This window comes from Paenibacillus sp. J2R1T-4 (genome assembly GCF_059692235.1).
On record NZ_JCAUBA010000032.1, the window covers coordinates 18,319 to 36,818 of the forward strand.

The 18,500-nt window shown below is 48.8% G+C and carries 17 protein-coding genes and 1 tRNA gene; all 18 read right to left on the reverse strand.

Translation table 11 applies throughout. The annotated features are described in order from the left end of the window. Positions 1–7: 7 nt before the first annotated feature. The 18 genes from hpt to mfd all read right to left on the reverse strand — a co-directional run bounded on the left by hpt (position 8) and on the right by mfd (position 18,462). Complete coding sequence (hpt, locus tag AC58QD_RS30835; protein ID WP_497338887.1) at positions 8–547, reverse strand: hypoxanthine phosphoribosyltransferase; 540 nt, start codon at positions 545–547, stop codon at positions 8–10. Between the two features lie 136 nt (positions 548–683). Then, a complete protein-coding gene (tilS, locus tag AC58QD_RS30840; RefSeq protein WP_497338888.1) occupies positions 684–2,177 on the reverse strand; it encodes a tRNA lysidine(34) synthetase TilS in 1,494 nt (497 codons plus the stop codon). A 15-nt stretch (positions 2,178–2,192) separates the two neighbouring features. Next, positions 2,193–3,107: a protein kinase domain-containing protein gene (locus AC58QD_RS30845; RefSeq protein WP_497338889.1), complete on the reverse strand. Its 915-nt coding sequence runs from the start codon at positions 3,105–3,107 to the stop codon at positions 2,193–2,195. After that, positions 3,091–3,843, reverse strand: coding sequence for a VWA domain-containing protein (locus tag AC58QD_RS30850; protein WP_497338934.1), 753 nt, complete (start codon positions 3,841–3,843; stop codon positions 3,091–3,093). The genes AC58QD_RS30845 and AC58QD_RS30850 overlap by 17 nt, the downstream gene beginning before the upstream one ends. A gap of 170 nt (positions 3,844–4,013) precedes the next feature. Further along, positions 4,014–6,506: a stage II sporulation protein E gene (gene spoIIE, locus AC58QD_RS30855; protein WP_497338890.1), complete on the reverse strand. Its 2,493-nt coding sequence runs from the start codon at positions 6,504–6,506 to the stop codon at positions 4,014–4,016. Positions 6,507–6,870: 364 nt separating this feature from the next. After that, a tRNA-Met gene (locus AC58QD_RS30860) sits at positions 6,871–6,944 on the reverse strand. 131 nt (positions 6,945–7,075) lie between these two features. Beyond that, entirely contained in the window at positions 7,076–7,561 is a 486-nt protein-coding gene (locus AC58QD_RS30865) for a S1 domain-containing RNA-binding protein (RefSeq protein ID WP_497338891.1), read from the reverse strand. Positions 7,562–7,751: 190 nt separating this feature from the next. Continuing rightward, a complete protein-coding gene (locus tag AC58QD_RS30870; RefSeq protein WP_497338892.1) occupies positions 7,752–8,072 on the reverse strand; it encodes an FtsB family cell division protein in 321 nt (106 codons plus the stop codon). Between the two features lie 110 nt (positions 8,073–8,182). Next, positions 8,183–8,767, reverse strand: a complete 585-nt coding sequence (gene yabQ, locus AC58QD_RS30875) for a spore cortex biosynthesis protein YabQ (RefSeq protein ID WP_497338893.1) — start codon at positions 8,765–8,767, stop codon at positions 8,183–8,185. Then, positions 8,764–9,045 carry a sporulation protein YabP gene (gene yabP / locus AC58QD_RS30880; protein ID WP_497338894.1) on the reverse strand — a complete coding sequence of 94 codons (282 nt, stop codon included), beginning with the start codon at positions 9,043–9,045 and terminating at the stop codon, positions 8,764–8,766. Before yabP ends, yabQ begins: the two co-directional genes overlap by 4 nt. Positions 9,046–9,144: 99 nt before the next feature. Further along, positions 9,145–9,408, reverse strand: coding sequence for an RNA-binding S4 domain-containing protein (locus AC58QD_RS30885; RefSeq protein ID WP_497338895.1), 264 nt, complete (start codon positions 9,406–9,408; stop codon positions 9,145–9,147). After that, the gene (locus tag AC58QD_RS30890) at positions 9,408–9,680 is read right to left on the reverse strand and encodes an HU family DNA-binding protein (protein WP_477541714.1); all 273 of its coding nucleotides are present in this window, start codon (positions 9,678–9,680) and stop codon (positions 9,408–9,410) included. Before AC58QD_RS30890 ends, AC58QD_RS30885 begins: the two co-directional genes overlap by 1 nt. Further along, on the reverse strand, positions 9,677–9,823 hold the full coding sequence (locus AC58QD_RS30895; protein ID WP_497338896.1) for a hypothetical protein: 147 nt from the start codon (positions 9,821–9,823) through the stop codon (positions 9,677–9,679). The genes AC58QD_RS30890 and AC58QD_RS30895 overlap by 4 nt, the downstream gene beginning before the upstream one ends. Further along, positions 9,799–11,265: a bifunctional methyltransferase/pyrophosphohydrolase YabN gene (gene yabN, locus AC58QD_RS30900; protein ID WP_497338897.1), complete on the reverse strand. Its 1,467-nt coding sequence runs from the start codon at positions 11,263–11,265 to the stop codon at positions 9,799–9,801. The genes AC58QD_RS30895 and yabN overlap by 25 nt, the downstream gene beginning before the upstream one ends. Beyond that, positions 11,262–12,947, reverse strand: coding sequence for a putative polysaccharide biosynthesis protein (locus AC58QD_RS30905; RefSeq protein WP_497338898.1), 1,686 nt, complete (start codon positions 12,945–12,947; stop codon positions 11,262–11,264). Before AC58QD_RS30905 ends, yabN begins: the two co-directional genes overlap by 4 nt. 182 nt (positions 12,948–13,129) lie before the next feature. Next, complete coding sequence (gene spoVT / locus AC58QD_RS30910) at positions 13,130–13,672, reverse strand: stage V sporulation protein T (RefSeq protein ID WP_497338899.1); 543 nt, start codon at positions 13,670–13,672, stop codon at positions 13,130–13,132. Positions 13,673–13,919: 247 nt separating this feature from the next. Further along, entirely contained in the window at positions 13,920–14,954 is a 1,035-nt protein-coding gene (locus tag AC58QD_RS30915) for a peptidylprolyl isomerase (protein WP_497338900.1), read from the reverse strand. Continuing rightward, a complete protein-coding gene (gene mfd, locus AC58QD_RS30920) occupies positions 14,938–18,462 on the reverse strand; it encodes a transcription-repair coupling factor (RefSeq protein WP_497338901.1) in 3,525 nt (1,174 codons plus the stop codon). Before mfd ends, AC58QD_RS30915 begins: the two co-directional genes overlap by 17 nt. Positions 18,463–18,500 lie beyond the last annotated feature (38 nt).

The window sequence follows — 18,500 nt, forward strand, 5'->3', positions numbered from 1 at the left end:
ACTGCCATTAAGACGAATAAACTTCAGGTTTCAAGATGCCTACATAAGGAAGATTCCGATATTTCTCCGCATAATCCAAGCCATACCCGACAACAAAAGCATCTGGAATCGTGAAGCCTTTATAATCAGACTCCAAATCAACTGTCCGTCGTCCAGGCTTGTCAAATAATGTGACAACTGAGATTGACAATGCGTTGCGTCGCTCCAGAACATCAATTAAATAACTCAGAGTGAGTCCGCTGTCAATAATGTCTTCCACTATAAGTACATTGCGGCCTTCCACGGGAACATCCAAATCCTTAATAATCTTGACTACACCTGAAGACTTGGTTGATTGTCCATAACTCGATACAGCCATGAAGTCCAGCTCAAGAGGAATATCCATCCGCTTGACCAGATCAGCCATGAATATGAATGCGCCTTTCAGCACACAAATGACCAATGGATTGCGTCCCTCGTATTCCTTACTCAGTATCTCGCCTAATTCGGCTACTTTCCGTTGGATCTCTTCTTCGGTGAATAAAACTTCTAGTATATCGTTTTGCACAAATGCCGGTCCCCCTATTCTTAAGCTTACATCTGCCATTCACGCACAAACGGCTTTGCTGCACAAGCTCTTACCCTATACTATGAATACATAGGGGAGCTCATTCTATTTAGGTCGTTCCGAAAAACCAGTGGATTCATGCATTAGGAACGAACCGCATAACTAACACCTCAGTTGTATCAGACGTTAGAAGCGCATGCTTGGATCTGCCAAGACCCGGTATCCAAAGAATCCTTCCGGCGGCATCTTCAATAATAGGGGTTCGCTCCCGCACTCGCTGAGGAACTTTTTTGTCAATGAACATATCCTTTACTTTTTTTGATCCATTTAAACCGAGCGGTTGCATCCTGTCTCCATCACGCCGCTTACGGATCGTAATAGGAAAGCTCACATGGTTTAAGTCAAAAAAAGCCTCCGAGTGGGAGGGACGTTGCCTCGTGTCAGCGTATGTCTCCCCTTCGCGGAAGGATGCCAGCTTGTGTGAAGGCACTTGAGCATCTTGATCTCGGGTAGTAAAAGTCAACGCCCCAGCCCATCTGACGGCAACCTGTCCCTCCAGATGTGAGCGCTCAAGGGTCCCCTTCCATTCGGGTTCATCTAATGTTGTTGATTCGATCTGAGAATGCCTGTTAATCAAAATGCGGTCATACTCCCGACACATAACAGCGCCGCCTTGCAAATGGATCTTCGCGGAAGGAGAATTATCTTGCGAGATCATTTCTCTAATCCGTTCAATCCGGTTAAAGTCCGAAGCATCCGATTCGGAGCACACATAGCTCAATATTAGATGAATCAACCGCCTTTGTAAAGCAATATGCAGAGCCGTAAATGCATTTCTAGAGAAGGCGTAGCCATTCTCATCCTCGGTGACTAGCGACGGCCAAGCACGAGTTGCTTCCTGGTTTATAAAGTCATCTTCCTCAACCATTAAATCGGCTAGACGATTCAAGGACTCGGGAAGCTGCGGGTTAAACGTGAGCAGAGCGGGTATTACATCCAAGCGGATGCGGTTGCGTGTATACTTCCTGGAGCGGTTACTGCTATCCTCTGCATAGGGCAGTTCCTTCTCCAGACAGTAACGAACTAGCTCTGCTTTGTATATACGAAGTAAAGGGCGCACAAGTTCCAAATCGTTTAACGATCGCCGTAACGGAATTCCAGTTAGCCCTGACGGGCCTGTCCCTCTAAGAATACGCATAAGTACAGTCTCCGCTTGGTCGTCCGCGTGATGCGCCGTCACCAACCGTTTAGCGCTTATCTTGGCTGCGGCGGCTGTCAAGAAAGCATAACGCTCCTCACGAGCGGCTGTCTGCGCATTCCCCCCCGTATGACGAATGATATCCGGCATATCCACTATGCCCATCTCGCAAGGAATACCCAGGCTAACGCAAAATGCTTCGACTTGCTGCGCTTCCCGATCCGATTCCTCTCCTCTGAATTGGTGGTTGAGATGTGCTGCTGCTATCTTCCACTCCCACTTATTAGACAATTGATGCAGAATATGAAGAAGAGCCGTAGAATCTGGACCCCCAGATACGGCTGCAAGAAGTGTGTCGCCTCGCTCTATGAGGCAATATTGGCGGATATACCGCTCGATTGTATGAATCAATTCCGCGTCTGAACGCTGCATGATTGCCCCCAGTAGTTAAGATTGTAAAAATATGTAGAGGCTCGAGGCAAACAAAACAAGGGAAACCGCAAAGGCCGTCTGAATCCACAAGCTATACTTGCTGCTCTTTATACGTATGCCGCTCTTCAGCATCAATGAACGCCATTCTCGTTCTGCTTCCTGAGAAGTCTTATATTGACCGGTCAGCGCCTTGACTAATACAGGCTTAAATCTCTTGCAGCTCTCGTATTCATTGGTCAAGGCGATCAAATCCTCCAAGCTGCGATTCTGCGGCACCGATTTCACAAATTCAGCGAAACGATTCCTTGTATCGGACAAATACAGGCAAAGAACGGCAAAGGAAAACAAGTCATAAGCTTCGTCCGCTTTACGCGAACCAGCGTTCCAGAAGCCCCGATCGTACACCTCGGTGAATTGTTTGACTGATCGTCCCATCTCTGTTACACCACCGAAATCCACAAGATCAATCTTACCGAACTCTGAAACCAGGACATTATCCGTCTTCAGATCTCCGAATATGTATTTGCGTCGATGAAGGTTGACTAACTTCTTCAAAATTCCATAATGAATGAGCTCGAACCAATCCATCCCATGCTTTTGCAAATATAACTGCGGATGAATCCCCTTCACATATTTCATGACGTAGAAAGGAAGGCTCCTCTCACCCGTAATCATATTGTCAGCGTCCTGCAGATACGTGTCGTCTGCATTCGGACCTTTGGCCAGTGACTTCAGCACATTCACTTCTAATTGCAGATCTATCGTATCGAACCCGATCTTCAAAGCAAACAACGTCTTACCTGCCCGCACCAAATACACTTGACCATTCGCCCCTTCTCCCAGCAGCCGAACAATCTCATATTTGTTCTTGTTCCATTTTCCATGAATCCAAGTCCCTTCAGCCAGGGTAAGCTTAAACGACGTAGTCACTCCAAATCCCGTCCTTATGGTTGGACCTCGCCTGTTGGAAACGATTCTGTTCGCTATGCTCCTCGCGTTCAGCTGCCTGGAAGGAGAAATGTCGAATGACGGTGCGAATAGCCGGTCCGGTTGGGGTAGTTCCCTTTATGTTTAATTTATAGAACATTTGATTGATTTTTGCAAGGTCAGAACTCCAATCTACAAGAAGATCTGCATCCGCTTGCCCCGGAAAATGAAAGACCGCCATTTCACTCTGCCCTCTTCGGGCCTGCAGACTTAGCAACAGGTCACGACAAGCCTCTTGTGCGGCTCTCAATTTGGTCTTCATGCTGGCACTGGTATCAATCAGCAGGGCAATTCGGAGAGACGCATTCTCGCTCCACTCATCAATAACCCGCACCACTTCACCCCGCTTATGAGGAGGCAATGACTCTAACTCGCCATCACCCAGGATCTGCTTCAGCTCTCGATTCACGACCTGATGCATCGTCTGGACGACCGTTTTGCGAGTCATCATCTGAACGGTCTGCGACAATGCGGCTGGCGTCACCAACCGGCTCATCCCCCCGCCTGCACGGGCAATTTCTGCGATCTCATCCATCCCGCGCTCTCCATGCTGATCGCCCCCGTCCGCAACTCCAATCACATTCACTACGATACCTTCCTGATAAGCATGCGCGGCGGCCGCGATTGGGCTAATTCCTTCGTTGGAGCATCCATCCGTTATAAGAATAATTTGTTTCATCATTAGATATTTTCCTCCCCCTAAGAGATTGAGCCTTACACTGGCCGAAACTGCGAATCTATCAACCAGTGTGCCCATTCAGAGAGAGTGGTATAACAGGTAGACGAAAAAAAGCCAGCCTCCGCGAATGGGCGAAGAGTGGCTTCATGGATTATAGAAAGGCTATATAATTAACTTACCGTGCGCGGACGTTCGATTCGTGTGAGTCCTGGCAGGCGGAAGGTCGCCCATTCCGGGCTGAATTTTTCAATCCGCGCCACAACAACCGTCATATCATCGACTATATCCCCCCTATGCTGACGAATGACTCGCTCAAGCAACTGATCCGCCACACCTTGAGGGTCCTCCGTATCAATTTCTTGGATCACTCTGCGCATCCAGAGCTCCTTATTGACTGCATGCCCAGGCGCATCGAATATGCCGTCTGTCATCATAATTAAAATATCGCCTGGTTTCATCTGCATGCTGACCAGATCCACATCAATATCTTTTAATATTCCGATAGGCAAGTTGTTGGCCGAAATCGGGATAACCTCCGTCCCACGTTTTATAAAGCTTGGTGTCGACCCTATCTTCATAAACGTCGTATTGGCGCTGTACAAATCGATTAACGCCACATCAACGGTAGCAAACATCTCATCAGAGGAACGCAGCATCAACACAGAGTTGACTGATTTGATCGCAAGCTTCTCATCCATACCAGATTGCAGAAGCTGTTGAAGAATTGCAAGGGCTGAGCTGCTCTCTGCGCGAGCACGCTCCCCGTTCCCCATTCCGTCGCTAATCGCCACGGCGAATTTGCCATTGCCTAGCTCCACCGTGCTGAAGCTGTCTCCAGAGAGCATATCTCCGTTCTTCGCTGCACCGGCGATCCCTGTCTCTACTTCGTACTCTTTGGCAGAGCCGAACTGGACGGTCGAATAGCCCTCTCCCCGCTCAGACATTTCTTCGTGCCGGACCGCTACTTGCTCCCCGAGAATATCGGAGAGGAGCGGCGCAATAATTTTACGGCACTCGTCGAATCCTCGTGTGTAGCGGTGAACGATCTCGATTTCCACATTCCCTTCATCCAGATTAATAATATCGATACTGTGAATCGACAGTCCCAGCTCTTCCAGAGCATTGCGGATTTGCTCTTCCTGCAGGAACAATTCATGCCCCTCGCGCTTGATCTCCTTGGCCAGATCCTCCATCACTTGAGAGACGCCTGTCAACTGCTCCGATACCAATTGACGGCTCTCTTGAATTTGCCGCTTCCAATGTCGGTCACTGCTGTACCTTTCATATTGATGCTTCATCACATCCAGTACTTGATCGGTTCGCACACATACATTTTTCCATTCACGCGGAATCTCTTTGCGGCTGTATGAAGGCTTCGCTTCAATAGCACTCATCATTTCCGTCATATACGAGTACGTGTCGTAAAATTTGTTGTCCCAGCACTGTTTACGTTTCCAACAATTGGTGCAAGCCTCTTGGGAGACCGCGTTCATGAAGTGTCCAATTTCATCTTCTTTTTGCTCCTTTTCATCCACTTGGGTTATTTGTTTGAAGCTGCGGGATAACTGGCGGAACACCTCCGAGAATTGTTCTACCCGCCCAGCGGTAATATCGCGTACCCTTTTCGCATATTCATGTTGTGATTTGAGATTCTCTTGAGTGCCCGGTACATATTTGGCTAACGTGCGGATCAGGGATCTAGGAGTAAGCAAGAATAAAATTACGGCGGCTACCGATTCCCAAGTGGAGTGTATGACCTCAGATTGATTACCGATATAGACAGATAAGATGGAGGAGCCAAGCAGCATCCCAAGCGCTACTCCCATCCGGTTCGCTTCCTTCAGCAAGCCTGCCAACATCCCGGCAAAAGCCAACAGGCTCATTTGATAGATGGCGCTTACATTCGCAAGACTTACAATAAGCCCGGTAATAACCCCGACCGAAGCCCCTAAAGGAGCCCCTCCTACGAAAGCAAACAACAAAATCAGATAGCGAGACATTACATGCTCTAACGAAATATTTTGCACCATCCACCCGACCATGCCGGTCATGACAGAGGCTAATAGGATTATGAGACAAATGATTTCTTCATTTTTGAGCACATAGTTTTTGCGGGTTAAGGTGAATACAGGAATGGCTTGCATAAAAACGAGTGTTAATACGAAACTTAGCGCGGCTTCCACCGAAGTAAGCATTAATGTATACCAGGTCAATTCTGTATCTACCATATACCCGAACAACTGGACAGAGAAGGCGGATATGAAAACCAGGAACGGTGCGTATGATGCATCCGAATGCTCGTACTTCTCGAGCCCTTTCTGGAGGAGGACAAATACGATCATCTCGGTCACAATGTATCCCGTTCGAATTTCCATCGAGAATAAGCTTCCCGCAACCAGTGCCAGCGCTATCCAGCGGATCAAGTCTTTCCTCGTGAAGTACAAGACGGCGAAGTAAGCGATCGCAAAGGGTGCCAACTGCTCCAGAATCATGGCCTTCCCTAATAGAAAACCCATCACAAGCAATAATGCCGCCCACTTCTTAGCAATAAGGGACTGTATGAATCGATTCTCGGCTAACATCTGTTTGTTTCCATTCTTCACCCGCTGTACAGCACCTGCCCACGGTTGTGAGGCCCAGTTTAACAAATTCCATTTCTGCATATTGGGGAACACTCCTTCATCTTGTTTCGTGTGTTCCCTATTATAAAAGCAATCTAGCATGAAGTTTGTCACAATCAGTTGCTAGATCGAAAGAATTTTCCGACAAAATAACTCGCCATGTAGAAACATACGCCAGCCCTTTTCCCGTAAGGGCTCTTCTTACGCCGCCAGGAAGGCACTCGACTTAAATCAGTCAAAAGGTCCTAGCAATCTAGCATTCTAAACTAGCAGAAATTAGGAAGAACCTGTCGATTCCATTGCTGAAAGGAGAAATCCGACAAAAATTGTTAAACGTCTCACCAAAAAATAAAAACCGCCTCTGCAGCCTAATGCCTGCAAAAACGGTTTGCGGGGGTACTATGTATAGCGGCGGAGGGACTCGAACCCACGACCTCACGGGTATGAACCGTACGCTCTAGCCAGCTGAGCTACACCGCCATATTCAATACGAAAGTATACTGGAGGGTGAAAAAAAAGTCAATTGTTTTGGTGACATTCTCGCCCGAAAAAACAACAAACCCTTGGTAGCTCGGAATAACCGATCGCACCAAGGGTGTTTTATTAAGGAATTAAACGCGTCTTGCTCCTCTTCCGCCCCGCTTGCCTTCGGTATTCTTCTTAAGGGACGAAATCTTCTCTTCACTGTCCTTCAGGAAACGCGACATCTTGTCTTCAAACGTAAGTTTGTTCACAGGAGGTTTCGCTGCGCGACCACCGCGATCGAATCGGCCACCACCGCCGCCACCACCACCTCGGTCTTCACCGCGATCCCGTTGGAAAGGTCTTTCCGGACGTGGGGGTCTTTGCTCCCCCGGGGGCTTATCTACTGATTGCTTGATGGAAAGTCCGATTTTGCCGTCCTTATCCACATTGATTACTTTCACCAACACTTTATCCTCTAGCTTAAGATGATCATTCACATCTTTTACATAGTTGTCGGCGATTTCGGAAATGTGAACTAGACCGGTGACTCCTTCCGAGAGTTCGACGAAAGCACCGAAATGTGTGATGCCTGTTACCTTGCCTTCTAACTTGGTGCCCACTTCAATTGCCATAGAATGAAACGTTCCTCCCTAAGAAATGTTAAGAGTAATTCTCTTGATCTAGCTTACGCATCAGGAGCACATATTGCGCATCCTTAGGACAAAATAGTGGATTCCCCAGCGCTAACCGAAAAGAGCAGTTAATGCAGATTATACAAGATCGCTAAAATGAGGTCAATATGCTCGACCATGGAAGACCATGTTAAGGTTTAGGTGTGAAAAACAAGGTCTCTCCAGGTTTTGTATAATGATACTCTTTGCGTATCTTTTGCAGCATATATTCAGGGTCATTCAACCGCACTACTTCTTTCTTGTAATCTTCGTTCATTGATACTGTCTCCGTACGTTTCATCTCCAACCCGCTGACTTGAGCAGCCTTCGCATCGAGTCTACCTTGTTGATTCCAGGTGATCACAGCAGCCCACGCTAAAAATCCAAGAAAAGTGAGCAAAAGTAACCGGACCCGTCTTCGTGAGCCTTTATGAGGTTGTTCGAGATTAGGTTCAGTTGCCACTTTACGCATATCCTACTAGTCCCTCCTACACGCTATACGAAAAAAATCACATGGTAAGGATTAACTTCGCACGCCATCATTCATGGTGGTAGCCTTCTACTGCAAGATCAAGTACCAGATCAAGGCTTCCTCAGCATTCGATTCCAGAGCTTAACCAGCTTAAGCCAGGCAGTATTCACCCACTTCGGCCTTAGAAAAACAAGCCAAGGTTGAATCAAGCCAAATAGCTTGCGGGTTATGAACCAGAAAGGGTACAGCAATTGTAACACAATTTTATACAGGAAGACAGTAAGTGCCAACAAAAAACCAAAAATTACAATAACAAGTCTATATAACGCAATAATAGGTTTTATAACCACAATCTCAACGGTTTGAATCAGGAAACGTATAGATTTTTTTACGATCCGGATTACGAGCTCTACAAAGCGGGTAAATGCATTGCTAAAAAACTGCATGTACACCCATCCACCCAGGATCAAGCCAAGGAAGACATACAGACGAACTTGTCCATGATTACTGGCGTACAGTCCTCTGAACACAAGCAACGTCGAAACGATCCAATACACGATATCGAGCAACGGAATCATCCAGCGAGGGACTCGAAGCTGGGTTGATAAGACCCGGTAGGCGTCGAATATCGCGCCCATACCTGCTCCGATGCCGACCATCGTGAGTAAAGTAATGAATTGGCTTTGTAAGGTCACTTGAACAACTTACCGAGAAATCCCTTCGACTTCTCATGGGAGTTTGATTCCAAGTAAGTTAGTCCGTTCACGAGTCCCTCGATTGCGACTAACCCTTGATCCAGACTCAGGTTCTTAATATGCAGGTTTTGTCCCTTAACAGCTAGAAACCCGCACTCGGTCTCCAGAAGAAATTCTTCACTGTCGAAGCTCTCCACATTCAAGACGCCTGAAATCTCTAACAGCTTCCGGTTCAACATTTTCACTTCTTGACGTTTGACTTTACTTTGTTCATTCATGGCCTGTACCCCTCCCCTAACACTAGAGTATGGGGGGCTGTCTACTTTTAGAACAAAGAAGAGGCACTATCAAGAGATAGGCCTCATCTGTCTGTGGTGCTAGCTTGTGGAGTTCGACTCCTCACGGATCACTGTATACATCTCGGCGGCTTCGTCTTTCCGGGTTGTCTCTACGATTCGTTCGATCCGGACGGTGACCCGCTTTTGTCCGAATTGAATCAATAGTTCGTCCCCGACCTTTACGGTTGAGCTCGCCTTCGCTTCCCTGCCGTTAATCCAGATTCGTCCCTGATCAGACACATCTTTGGCTACTGTTCGCCGTTTGATTAATCTGGATACTTTAAGGAATTTGTCTAGACGCATTATTTTACCGCTTCTTTAAGCTTGTTACCCGCTTTGAAAGCAGGCACCTTCGAGGAAGGGATTTTGATTTCTTGGCCGGTTTGCGGGTTACGGCCTGTGCGACCCGAACGAGTACGAGTTTCGAACGTGCCGAAGCCGATCAGTTGAACTTTGTCGCCAGTGGACAATGCGTCTGTTACTTCACCTAAAAATCCGTTCAATACCGATTCTACGTCCTTTTTGGACAATCCGCTTTTTGTAGCGATGTTGTTTACCAAGTCTGTTTTGTTCATTTGTGAATTCCTCCTAAAGATTTAAGCTTTTGCTTGTTAAGCTTCGCTTTTATTTTTGCTTGCACGGTAGAAGTATTCTTGATTGCCAAGGAAAATCCTTCTACAAAAGCAGATTTTCCTAAAGTTTTTTTGCTAATTGCCATAACTTTTCCATTTCTTCCAGGTTTGAATGCTCAATTGAACGGCCTTCTGCCTTCAGGCGCTGCTCGATAAAGTTGAATCTGGAAGTAAACTTGCGGTTTGTGGAGGCAATGGCTTCCTCCGGATCAATTTTCATGAATCGAGCCAAGTTCACCACTGCAAACAGCAGGTCCCCAAGCTCATCCACCCGTTCCTCCGGAGAGGCCTCTCGGAGCTCGACGAGCTCTTCCTCAATTTTGGCGTACACATCCTCCATTTGCTTCCAGTCAAATCCGACTTGGGCTGCTTTTTTCTGCAGCTTGTAAGCTTTCATCAGACCTGGCAAATCCCGAGGCACTCCAGCCAATACGGATTGCACTTGCGCTTCGATTCCTTGGCTCTTCTTCTCCTCAAGCTTCATAGCATTCCAATGCTGTAACGCTTCCTCTGCATCACCTGCTGCACGTTCCCCGAACACATGAGGATGGCGGCGTATCAACTTGTCATGCAGCTCTTCCAGCACGTCATAGACGTCGAAAGCCCCGGTCTCCTCTTCCATTTGCGCATGCAGCAACACCTGGAGCAGCAGGTCACCCAACTCTTCGCACATCGCATCAGGGTCATCATCATCGATAGTCTCAAGCACTTCATAGGTTTCTTCGATCAGGTTCTTACGAATGCTCGAATGGGTCTGCTCACGGTCCCAAGGGCAGCCCTCCGGACTTCGAAGAATCTCTACAATCTCATGAAGTCGATCAAAGGATCGTTTGCGAAGATCGGACTCCTCACTAGCAGGAACCCACACAAGAGAGAGATTGCCATAGCCTTCAATTCGATCCAATTCGTATAACGGAACAGTTACAATGCTTTCTTCCCCGTAAACCCCCAGCTGGTGACCTACCACGACTACGTAATCATCCGGATAAGTGCTCATCAAGTGCAGCTTGACCTCAGAAGCCGTGAATCCATCATAGACTTGAGCGATCAAGGTATGTAAGCGGGGCTGAGGTCTGTGACCATCCAGATTCGTTGCATCCAACAGCACGAAGCCATCAATGGGATCGAAGCCAAGACGGGTGAAGGCTTGGTCGAGGAAGCTTTCCCCGCCTATGATCTCAAGCTCAATCCCTAACTCCGGGCATGCGGAACGCAGCATTAGTGTGGTGGACTCGGCAACCATAGGATGTCCAGGAACCGCATAAATGACCTCCTGTTGGGATTGGGATGCTGCCTGAAGCAGCTCCTCCACTATCCTTCCGTAAACCTCTGAGAATGTATTGTTCTCCTCGTAAAGAGCATCAAATGTATGATATGTAAGTCCTTGTTGGTCCAGCCATGCGGTTACCGGATGGTGAGCCGTGCGCAGATATAAAGCTTGGGCGGACTGCAGCCGCTTCCAGACTCCCAGAGTCAGTTGGTTCTCATCTCCAGAGCCTAATCCTACTATAACGATCGATGCACTCATAAGGATCGATTCCTTTCATCTTGGGGTACGATGCGCAGCCTCCGCAGCAGCGGGAGCAGCTTCGGGCCGAGCTTCGGCAGGGCTGCCAGATCGGCAGCCGTAATCGCGCGGGCGCGAAACAGGGCGGCGGCATAGATGAGGCCGCCTAGGGCTACGGCGCTCAGCGCCACAGCCGTTTGCGCCGCACGCTCAGGCGGCGCAGCAGGCAGCGCGCCGAGCGCCAGCGCTGCCGCGCCGAGCCAGGCCGCGAGCCCTGCGGCCATGAGCGCGGCGGCAGCCGCGGGCCCGGCCGCATCGCGGCCCCACGCGAGGCGCGTGGGAAGCATCCGGCTGAGCCGGATGCAGTTCAGTGCGGCCGCCGTGGCGTAGGCCGCAACAGCCGCAACCGCGGCGCCATGAATGCCCCAGAGGGGCATGAGCGCCAGGTTGAGGGCGATCTTGACGGCGACGGCGACGAGCAGGTAGTACACAGGGGCGCGTTCCGCCCCGAGCCCCTGCAGCAGCGTGCCGGAGACGATCTGCACGACGCCGAAGACGGCGGTGCAGGCTAGAATGGCCATTACGCCGGAGCCGTCAGCGTCGGCGTACAGCATAATATTAAGCGGCCTTGCCAGAACAGCCAATCCGACCGATGCGGCTAGTCCGATAAGCCAGGCGAACCGTAAGAATAGACCTGCCGTTCGTCGAATCAAACCCTCATCCCCGCGTGAACGAGCCTCTGTGATAGCAGGGATAAGGACAACAGAGATGGTTGTCACAATCATGGATACCAATTGGACTAGCGGCATCCCGTGATTATACAATCCGAACTCCGCCATTGCCTCAGCTTGATCCAATCCGGAAGCGTGAAGCAACCGCGGCATTGTGAATGTGTCCACCAAGGTTAACAGCGGTAGAACGGCGGCGCCTAGGCAGACGGGCACTGCATATACGATGAACCGCCGCAACAACGGCTGCTTATGCAACTGGCGGCTGGTTCCCGTATAAACTCCGTCTACAAGTTCCGCCACACCCTGCCGGCGGCGATGCGCGCGCCAGAAGAGCAGCGCCGCCACCAAAGCGGCGGCAGATCCCGCCGCCGAGCCGAACGTGGCGCCGGCGGCAATGGCAGCGTCGGAGGCTCCGCGCCCGACGAGCACAAGCAACAGCGTGATCATCACGCCCACGCGCACGAACTGCTCTGCCACCTGGGACACCGCGGTAGGCAGCATATCGTGCAGCCCTTGGAAGTACCCCCGCAATGCGGCGGTCAAGGGCATGAACAGCATGGCGAAGGAGATGCTGCGTATGGCGCTCTCGGTCTGATCGTTGCCGATCCAAGCGGCCAATAGATCTGCTCCCCCATACAACAGCAAGAAGCCGACGATACCTATAGCCGCCATTAACCGATTTGCAAGCCCAAGCACCTGTCTGGCGCTTAAGGCTCTCCCCGCCGCCATCTCCTCGGATACGAACTTAGATACTGCTATCGGGATTCCGGCAGTTGCTAAGACTAGCAGAAATGTATAGAGCGGATATACCGCGTTATAAATGCCAAAAACTCCGTCCCCGGCAATATTCTGCAGTGGAATTTTCTGAATCGTTCCAAGCACCTTGGAAAGGATTGCAGCAAGCCCAAGAATAGCCGCTCCCTGCAATAACCGCTTGGAGGGCTTACCACCAGGACTCACCTGGCTGCTCATACCGTTCCTCCTCAACCATTGGCCAAGCAAACTATAGCATAAGCATTAAGCCTATCATTTGCCTGCAAATGTACATGTCCGTCCTATTATACCTTAACCCCGGCCAAAATAAAAAAGCTTCCCGGTTAAGAAAACTCTTCTCCCGTGAAGCTTCTGTCTTGTCAGCACTTGTAGATGCTGTATTACTGTTCCATTTGTTTGGCCAGGAAAGCAGCAGCCGTCTCTGCCATCTTAAGCTCCATCTGACCCATCTTAATGGATTCGTCCCTCGACAATAAGATAACGGAGCCAATAGGATCTCCTCCAGCCACGATCGGAGCAATCACGAACGAGCTATAATTCTCGTTCAAGTCTTTGGCCAAATCGTATTGACCAGCATTCGTCTCCAATGTGGATCTGCGTTGCTCCATATTCGTCTCCACACTCTGACCAATCTGCTTGTCCAAAAATTCCTTCTTGGAGCCTCCTGCTACGGCAATGAAGGTGTCACGGTCTGAGATAAGGGTTATGTGGTTCGTGCTCTCATATAACGATTCCGCGTACTCCTTGGCGAAATCCCCTAGCTCTCCTATCGGAGAGTATTTCTTAAGTATAACTTCTCCGTCCCGGTCCACGAATATTTCTAATGGGTCCCCTTCTCGAATACGCAATGTGCGGCGAATTTCTTTGGGAATTACGACCCTGCCTAAATCATCAATCCGACGTACGATTCCTGTAGCTTTCATATCTCTGGTTGCCTCTCTTTCCAAATGAAGGTGTGGATATGGCGATCTCTTGTTGTATGGGAGCTGGCGTTGATTTTTGTTATCTGCCCATAGTATGTTACGGCTCCCAAATTCTTATACATTGGACCTACAAAGTGAAGAGGGCATTCGAAGACAATTCCGAATATTTTTGCAGGCACCTGGAACTTTGTTCCCTCGTAAAGGATCGACCCCACTCTTATGAGCGGGGTCAGCTATTGCTTGTTCCTTATTTCGCAGGTGATGCCGATGGTGAAGCAGCAGGAGAAGCTACTGGAGAAGCACTTGGTGACGCCGAAGGAGTCAGATTCTCAAGCTTCAACTCGTAGTTCGGCAGTTCTTTCTCCATGAAATCAGTAATTTGGACTTCAGCCAACTCACTCTTAATGTTAGCCTTTTCCTCATCCAACGTTTTGGTTTTGCGTGAATCGACTCTCATTACATGATAACCGTATTCCGTCTCGATCGGATCACTGATCTTATTCAAAGGCAAGGTAAGAGCGGCATTCTTGAAGTTCTCCACCCATTGGTTAGGATCGGCATCTTCGTACTTACCGCCATTATCTTTGGAGCCTGGATCTTCGGAATATTCTTTGGCTAATGCTGCAAAATCTCCGCCCTTATCGAGCTTGTCCTTTACTTCTTTAGCCCGCTTCAGCGCTTCTTCCTTGGTACGAATATCTTTGCCTGTCTCATCCTGCAGCATGACTAGAATATGACTTACCGTAGCAACATCAAGAGCCTTTGCACTGGCTTTCTCGTCATACTTGGCTTTGACCTGATCGTCAGTCACTTTCTTCTCCGCATTGGTCAACACCGTCATGCTCATCTGAACATAATTCTTAATGTCATCTTGCGTAACATTGAGCTCTTTCAATTGTGTAGCCAGATCCTGGCCATTCTGTTTAAAATAATTAGTGATTTGATCCATTTGATCCTTCGTCTTGGTCTCTGCTTCCTTCTTCGTTGCACTGTCTGCATTCTTAGCCAACAGTCGGAACGAAACGAGCTGCTTCGCCATATGCTCCTGGAAAGAAGGATCGGCTTCATACTGAGCATACATCGGGTAGAAAAATTTAGTTGCACCTACATAGGAGTTAAATTCAGCTCGCGTAACTTTCCCCCCATCTTTGTATGTGGCAACAACTTCACCAGTAACCTCTTTGTCTTTTTTGCCGCAACCGCTCAAGACCGCCATCGTCAGGACAACTGCAATTAAGCCTAATAGTAGTGTTCGAGAATAGGATTTATTGATTTGCAACATCTTGCAACTCCCCTTTCGATTTGATGGCCTCTTTATATTGTACCAAGAATCTTTCCACGAGCTCCACGGATTGTTCAGGCTGGAATCCTCTGCATTTCACCTGAATGATGATTTGCGTGCCGGCAACAAGCTTGATTCGGCCTTCGAATTGTGTGGACAGAGCGTGAAGCTTTTGGCCGTTCAGCTTACCGTTCTCTCGCGGGTCGATTTTGAGCAGAATATCTTCTCCTTTTTGCACTATGGATTCAATCGCATACTGGGCTCCGAATACTTTCAGTCTCGCTACAGTTAACAAATTCATCACTGCATCCGGCAGGTTGCCGAATCGATCCTCGATTTCCTCGTATAAATCCGATGCTTCTTCCAGGGTACGGATATTTGCTACTTTTTTGTACAGCTCAATCTTCTGCATACTATCATAAATATAATCGGAAGGTAAATAGGCGTCGAGCGTCAAGTCAATCTGAGTGCTTACCGGCTTAGCTTGCTCAATTGGTGTACCCGACATCTCAGCCTTACGCTTAGCAATTTCTTCTCCTAGCATTTGTGAATAAAGATCGAAGCCCACAGACGCGATAAATCCATGCTGCTCAGCTCCAAGCAAATTACCTGCTCCTCGAATGGCCAAGTCCCTCATCGCAATTTTAAACCCCGAACCTAGTTCTGTAAACTCTTTTATTGCCTGAAGCCGCTTCTCCGCCACCTCAGTTAGCACTTTATCACGCTGATAGGTGAAGTAGGCATAAGCGATTCGATTCGAGCGTCCCACACGGCCTCGGAGCTGATACAACTGGGATAAACCCATTTTGTCCGCATCGTGAACAATTAATGTATTCACGTTCGGAATATCGACGCCAGTCTCAATAATACTTGTGCTGACAAGCACATCATACTCGCCGTCCAGGAAGTCAAGAATGGTTCGCTCCAACTCCTGCTCTGACATCTGTCCGTGAGCCACACCTACTCGGGCATCCGGTACTAGCATCGAGATTTGCTCGGCCATTTGATTGATGCCTTGCACGCGGTTGAACAAATAGTACACCTGTCCTTCACGCGCCAATTCACGCTCAATCGCTTCACGGGTCAAGGCATTGCTATGTTCAACGACATAAGTCTGCACCGGAAAACGATTCTCAGGCGGAGTCTCGATGACCGACAGGTCACGCACTCCAAGCATGGACATATGAAGAGTCCGCGGAATCGGTGTAGCTGTAAGGGTGAGGACATCCACATTCATCTTCAGCTTCTTCAGCTTCTCCTTATGGGAAACGCCGAATCTCTGTTCCTCATCCACGATCAGCAACCCTAATTCCTTGAATTGAACATCTGCAGATAGCAGACGATGAGTACCGATTACCACATCAACCGTTCCCGACTTAATGCCTTTCATCGTATCGTTCTGTTCCTTCTTGGAACGGAATCTGCTTAACACTTGAATATTGAACGGGTAGCCGGAGAAACGTTCACGGAACGTCTCATAATGCTGCTGAGCCAGAATCGTCGTTGGGACGAGAACCGCTACTTGCTTCCCGTCAATTGCAGACTTGAATGCAGCCCGTATAGCCACCTCGGTCTTCCCGTACCCTACGTCACCGCATAATAGACGATCCATCGGACGCGGCTCTTCCATATCCTTCTTGATTTCCTCAATAGCCCGAAGCTGGTCAACGGTCTCCTCATAAGGGAACATGCCCTCGAATTCCTGTTGATACGGAGTGTCTGAATTAAACGCATACCCCTTCGTAAGCTGACGCTCCGCATATAGCTTGATCAGATCATCCGCGATATCCTGCACTGTACTGCGGACTTTACTCTTAACCTTAGCCCAGTCTGCCCCGCCTAGCTTATAAACCTTCGGTTCCTTTTCCTCGGAACCCACGTACTTCTGAATAAGGTCAATTTGCTCGATCGGCACAGACAGTTTATCGCCGCCAGCATATAGGATATGCATGTAGTCCTTATGCATCCCGTTGATTTCGAGCGTCCCGATCCCTATGTATTTGCCGATTCCATGGTTGACATGGACTACATAGTCGCCTACTTTCAATTCACTATAGCTTTTTATCCGCTCCGCATTGTCAATTTTCTTCTCTACTTTGCGGGCTTTACGATTCTTCTGAGTGAACATTTCGCCTTCGGTTACAACAACCAAACGCACGGAAGGAAGCTCAAAGCCAAGCTGCAGATTGCCGTTGACAATCGTAGGCTCCTCAATGTCGTAGTCATTTAGTACTCTGCGAACGCGATCGATTCGATCCTCTCCATTGGCGAGTACGACTACACGAGCTCCGGTCTTTTTCCAACGCTCCATCTCCGACTTCAGCACATTCATCTGCCCATGGAAATTTTGCATCCCCCTGCACATGAAGTTCACAATATTTTGCGGCTGCGTCTGAGGCACTTGACGAAGGAATAAGGACAAATATAAGGTCGGAAAGGAAGTCCGATGAAGCAGCGATTCATAGGCTTTGGACAACACGAAGCCTGGCAACGTTTTACCTTCTTGAAGCAGACTGGTCGTCCACTCTGCTTCGTCCCGGTCTAATTGCTTGGCAGTCTCCTGCAATCTCGCGGGCTCATCAATGATCAGAACCGCATCTTTGGCCAAATAGCTGATCAGCGTATGCCGTTCCGGATACAGAAGCGATATATACTTGTTGATGCCTTGGAAATGCTGCCCTTCCCTCATACGATCAATATCGTGTCCAATCTCTGCCTTGAGCTTATCCTTTACAGTCCGATCCGTCATCTTGCCTAGCTGCTCTTGGAGAAGCTCATAGGCATGCTGAGCAGCCGATTGTAAACGCTTACTGTCGGCAATGATTTCTTGACATGGTGTAATCTCAACCGAATCAAATTTATCGATCGATCTTTGATCGGATACATCGAAGCTGCGAATGGAGTCTACTTCCACATCAAATAGCTCTACGCGATAAGGAGTCTCCGAGGTCAGGGGGAAAAAATCGAGAATACCCCCGCGAATACTCATCTGCCCTTTGGCATCCACTCGTTCCACTCGTTCGTAGCCGAGTGTTACTAATCGCTGAAGGAGTTCATCTAGTTGAACATGATCTCCCACCTTCAGGTTGAGACGAGAATCAGTGAACACACTTCCAGGCGGCAGCAGCTTGCGGACTCCTGCAAAAGGCGCAACAAGCACCCCTCTGAAATTATTCGACAGACGGGTTAATGCATCGATGCGTTGAGCCATCGTCTCGGGACTGGCTATAGCTGCCTCCGTGACAAGCAACTCATTAGCGGGGTACAAGATCACTTGATCCGCCGGCAAACATTCCAACAAGTCCTCTATTATTTTTTGTGCGGAAAACATATTGTGCGTGACGACAAATAAGGGGCGCTTCAGCTGCTCCAATAAAGCAGCTATCATCACCTGCCGTGAAGAACCCGACAGCCCTGAGACCAGCTGCTCTCTCATCCCAGATTGTACGCCTGACACTATGGTTTGAAAATCCAAATCCTCGGAAAAACTCCGCAGAATCGTTTGCATAAATGACCCTCCTCCAAAAAACCACCAAAAAGAAGACC

Excerpts from the sequence above, each read along its gene's own strand:
- tilS (WP_497338888.1), bottom strand. The coding sequence starts at position 2,177 with ATGCAGCGTTCAGACGCGGAATTGATTCATACAATCGAGCGGTATATC.
- AC58QD_RS30850 (WP_497338934.1), bottom strand. The coding sequence starts at position 3,843 with ATGAAACAAATTATTCTTATAACGGATGGATGCTCCAACGAAGGAATT.
- spoIIE (WP_497338890.1), bottom strand. The coding sequence starts at position 6,506 with ATGCAGAAATGGAATTTGTTAAACTGGGCCTCACAACCGTGGGCAGGT.
- AC58QD_RS30865 (WP_497338891.1), bottom strand. The coding sequence starts at position 7,561 with ATGGCAATTGAAGTGGGCACCAAGTTAGAAGGCAAGGTAACAGGCATC.
- AC58QD_RS30870 (WP_497338892.1), bottom strand. The coding sequence starts at position 8,072 with ATGCGTAAAGTGGCAACTGAACCTAATCTCGAACAACCTCATAAAGGC.
- yabP (WP_497338894.1), bottom strand. The coding sequence starts at position 9,045 with ATGAATGAACAAAGTAAAGTCAAACGTCAAGAAGTGAAAATGTTGAAC.
- AC58QD_RS30885 (WP_497338895.1), bottom strand. The coding sequence starts at position 9,408 with ATGCGTCTAGACAAATTCCTTAAAGTATCCAGATTAATCAAACGGCGA.
- AC58QD_RS30890 (WP_477541714.1), bottom strand. The coding sequence starts at position 9,680 with ATGAACAAAACAGACTTGGTAAACAACATCGCTACAAAAAGCGGATTG.
- AC58QD_RS30895 (WP_497338896.1), bottom strand. The coding sequence starts at position 9,823 with ATGGCAATTAGCAAAAAAACTTTAGGAAAATCTGCTTTTGTAGAAGGA.
- yabN (WP_497338897.1), bottom strand. The coding sequence starts at position 11,265 with ATGAGTGCATCGATCGTTATAGTAGGATTAGGCTCTGGAGATGAGAAC.
- AC58QD_RS30905 (WP_497338898.1), bottom strand. The coding sequence starts at position 12,947 with ATGAGCAGCCAGGTGAGTCCTGGTGGTAAGCCCTCCAAGCGGTTATTG.
- spoVT (WP_497338899.1), bottom strand. The coding sequence starts at position 13,672 with ATGAAAGCTACAGGAATCGTACGTCGGATTGATGATTTAGGCAGGGTC.
- AC58QD_RS30915 (WP_497338900.1), bottom strand. The coding sequence starts at position 14,954 with ATGTTGCAAATCAATAAATCCTATTCTCGAACACTACTATTAGGCTTA.
- mfd (WP_497338901.1), bottom strand. The coding sequence starts at position 18,462 with ATGCAAACGATTCTGCGGAGTTTTTCCGAGGATTTGGATTTTCAAACC.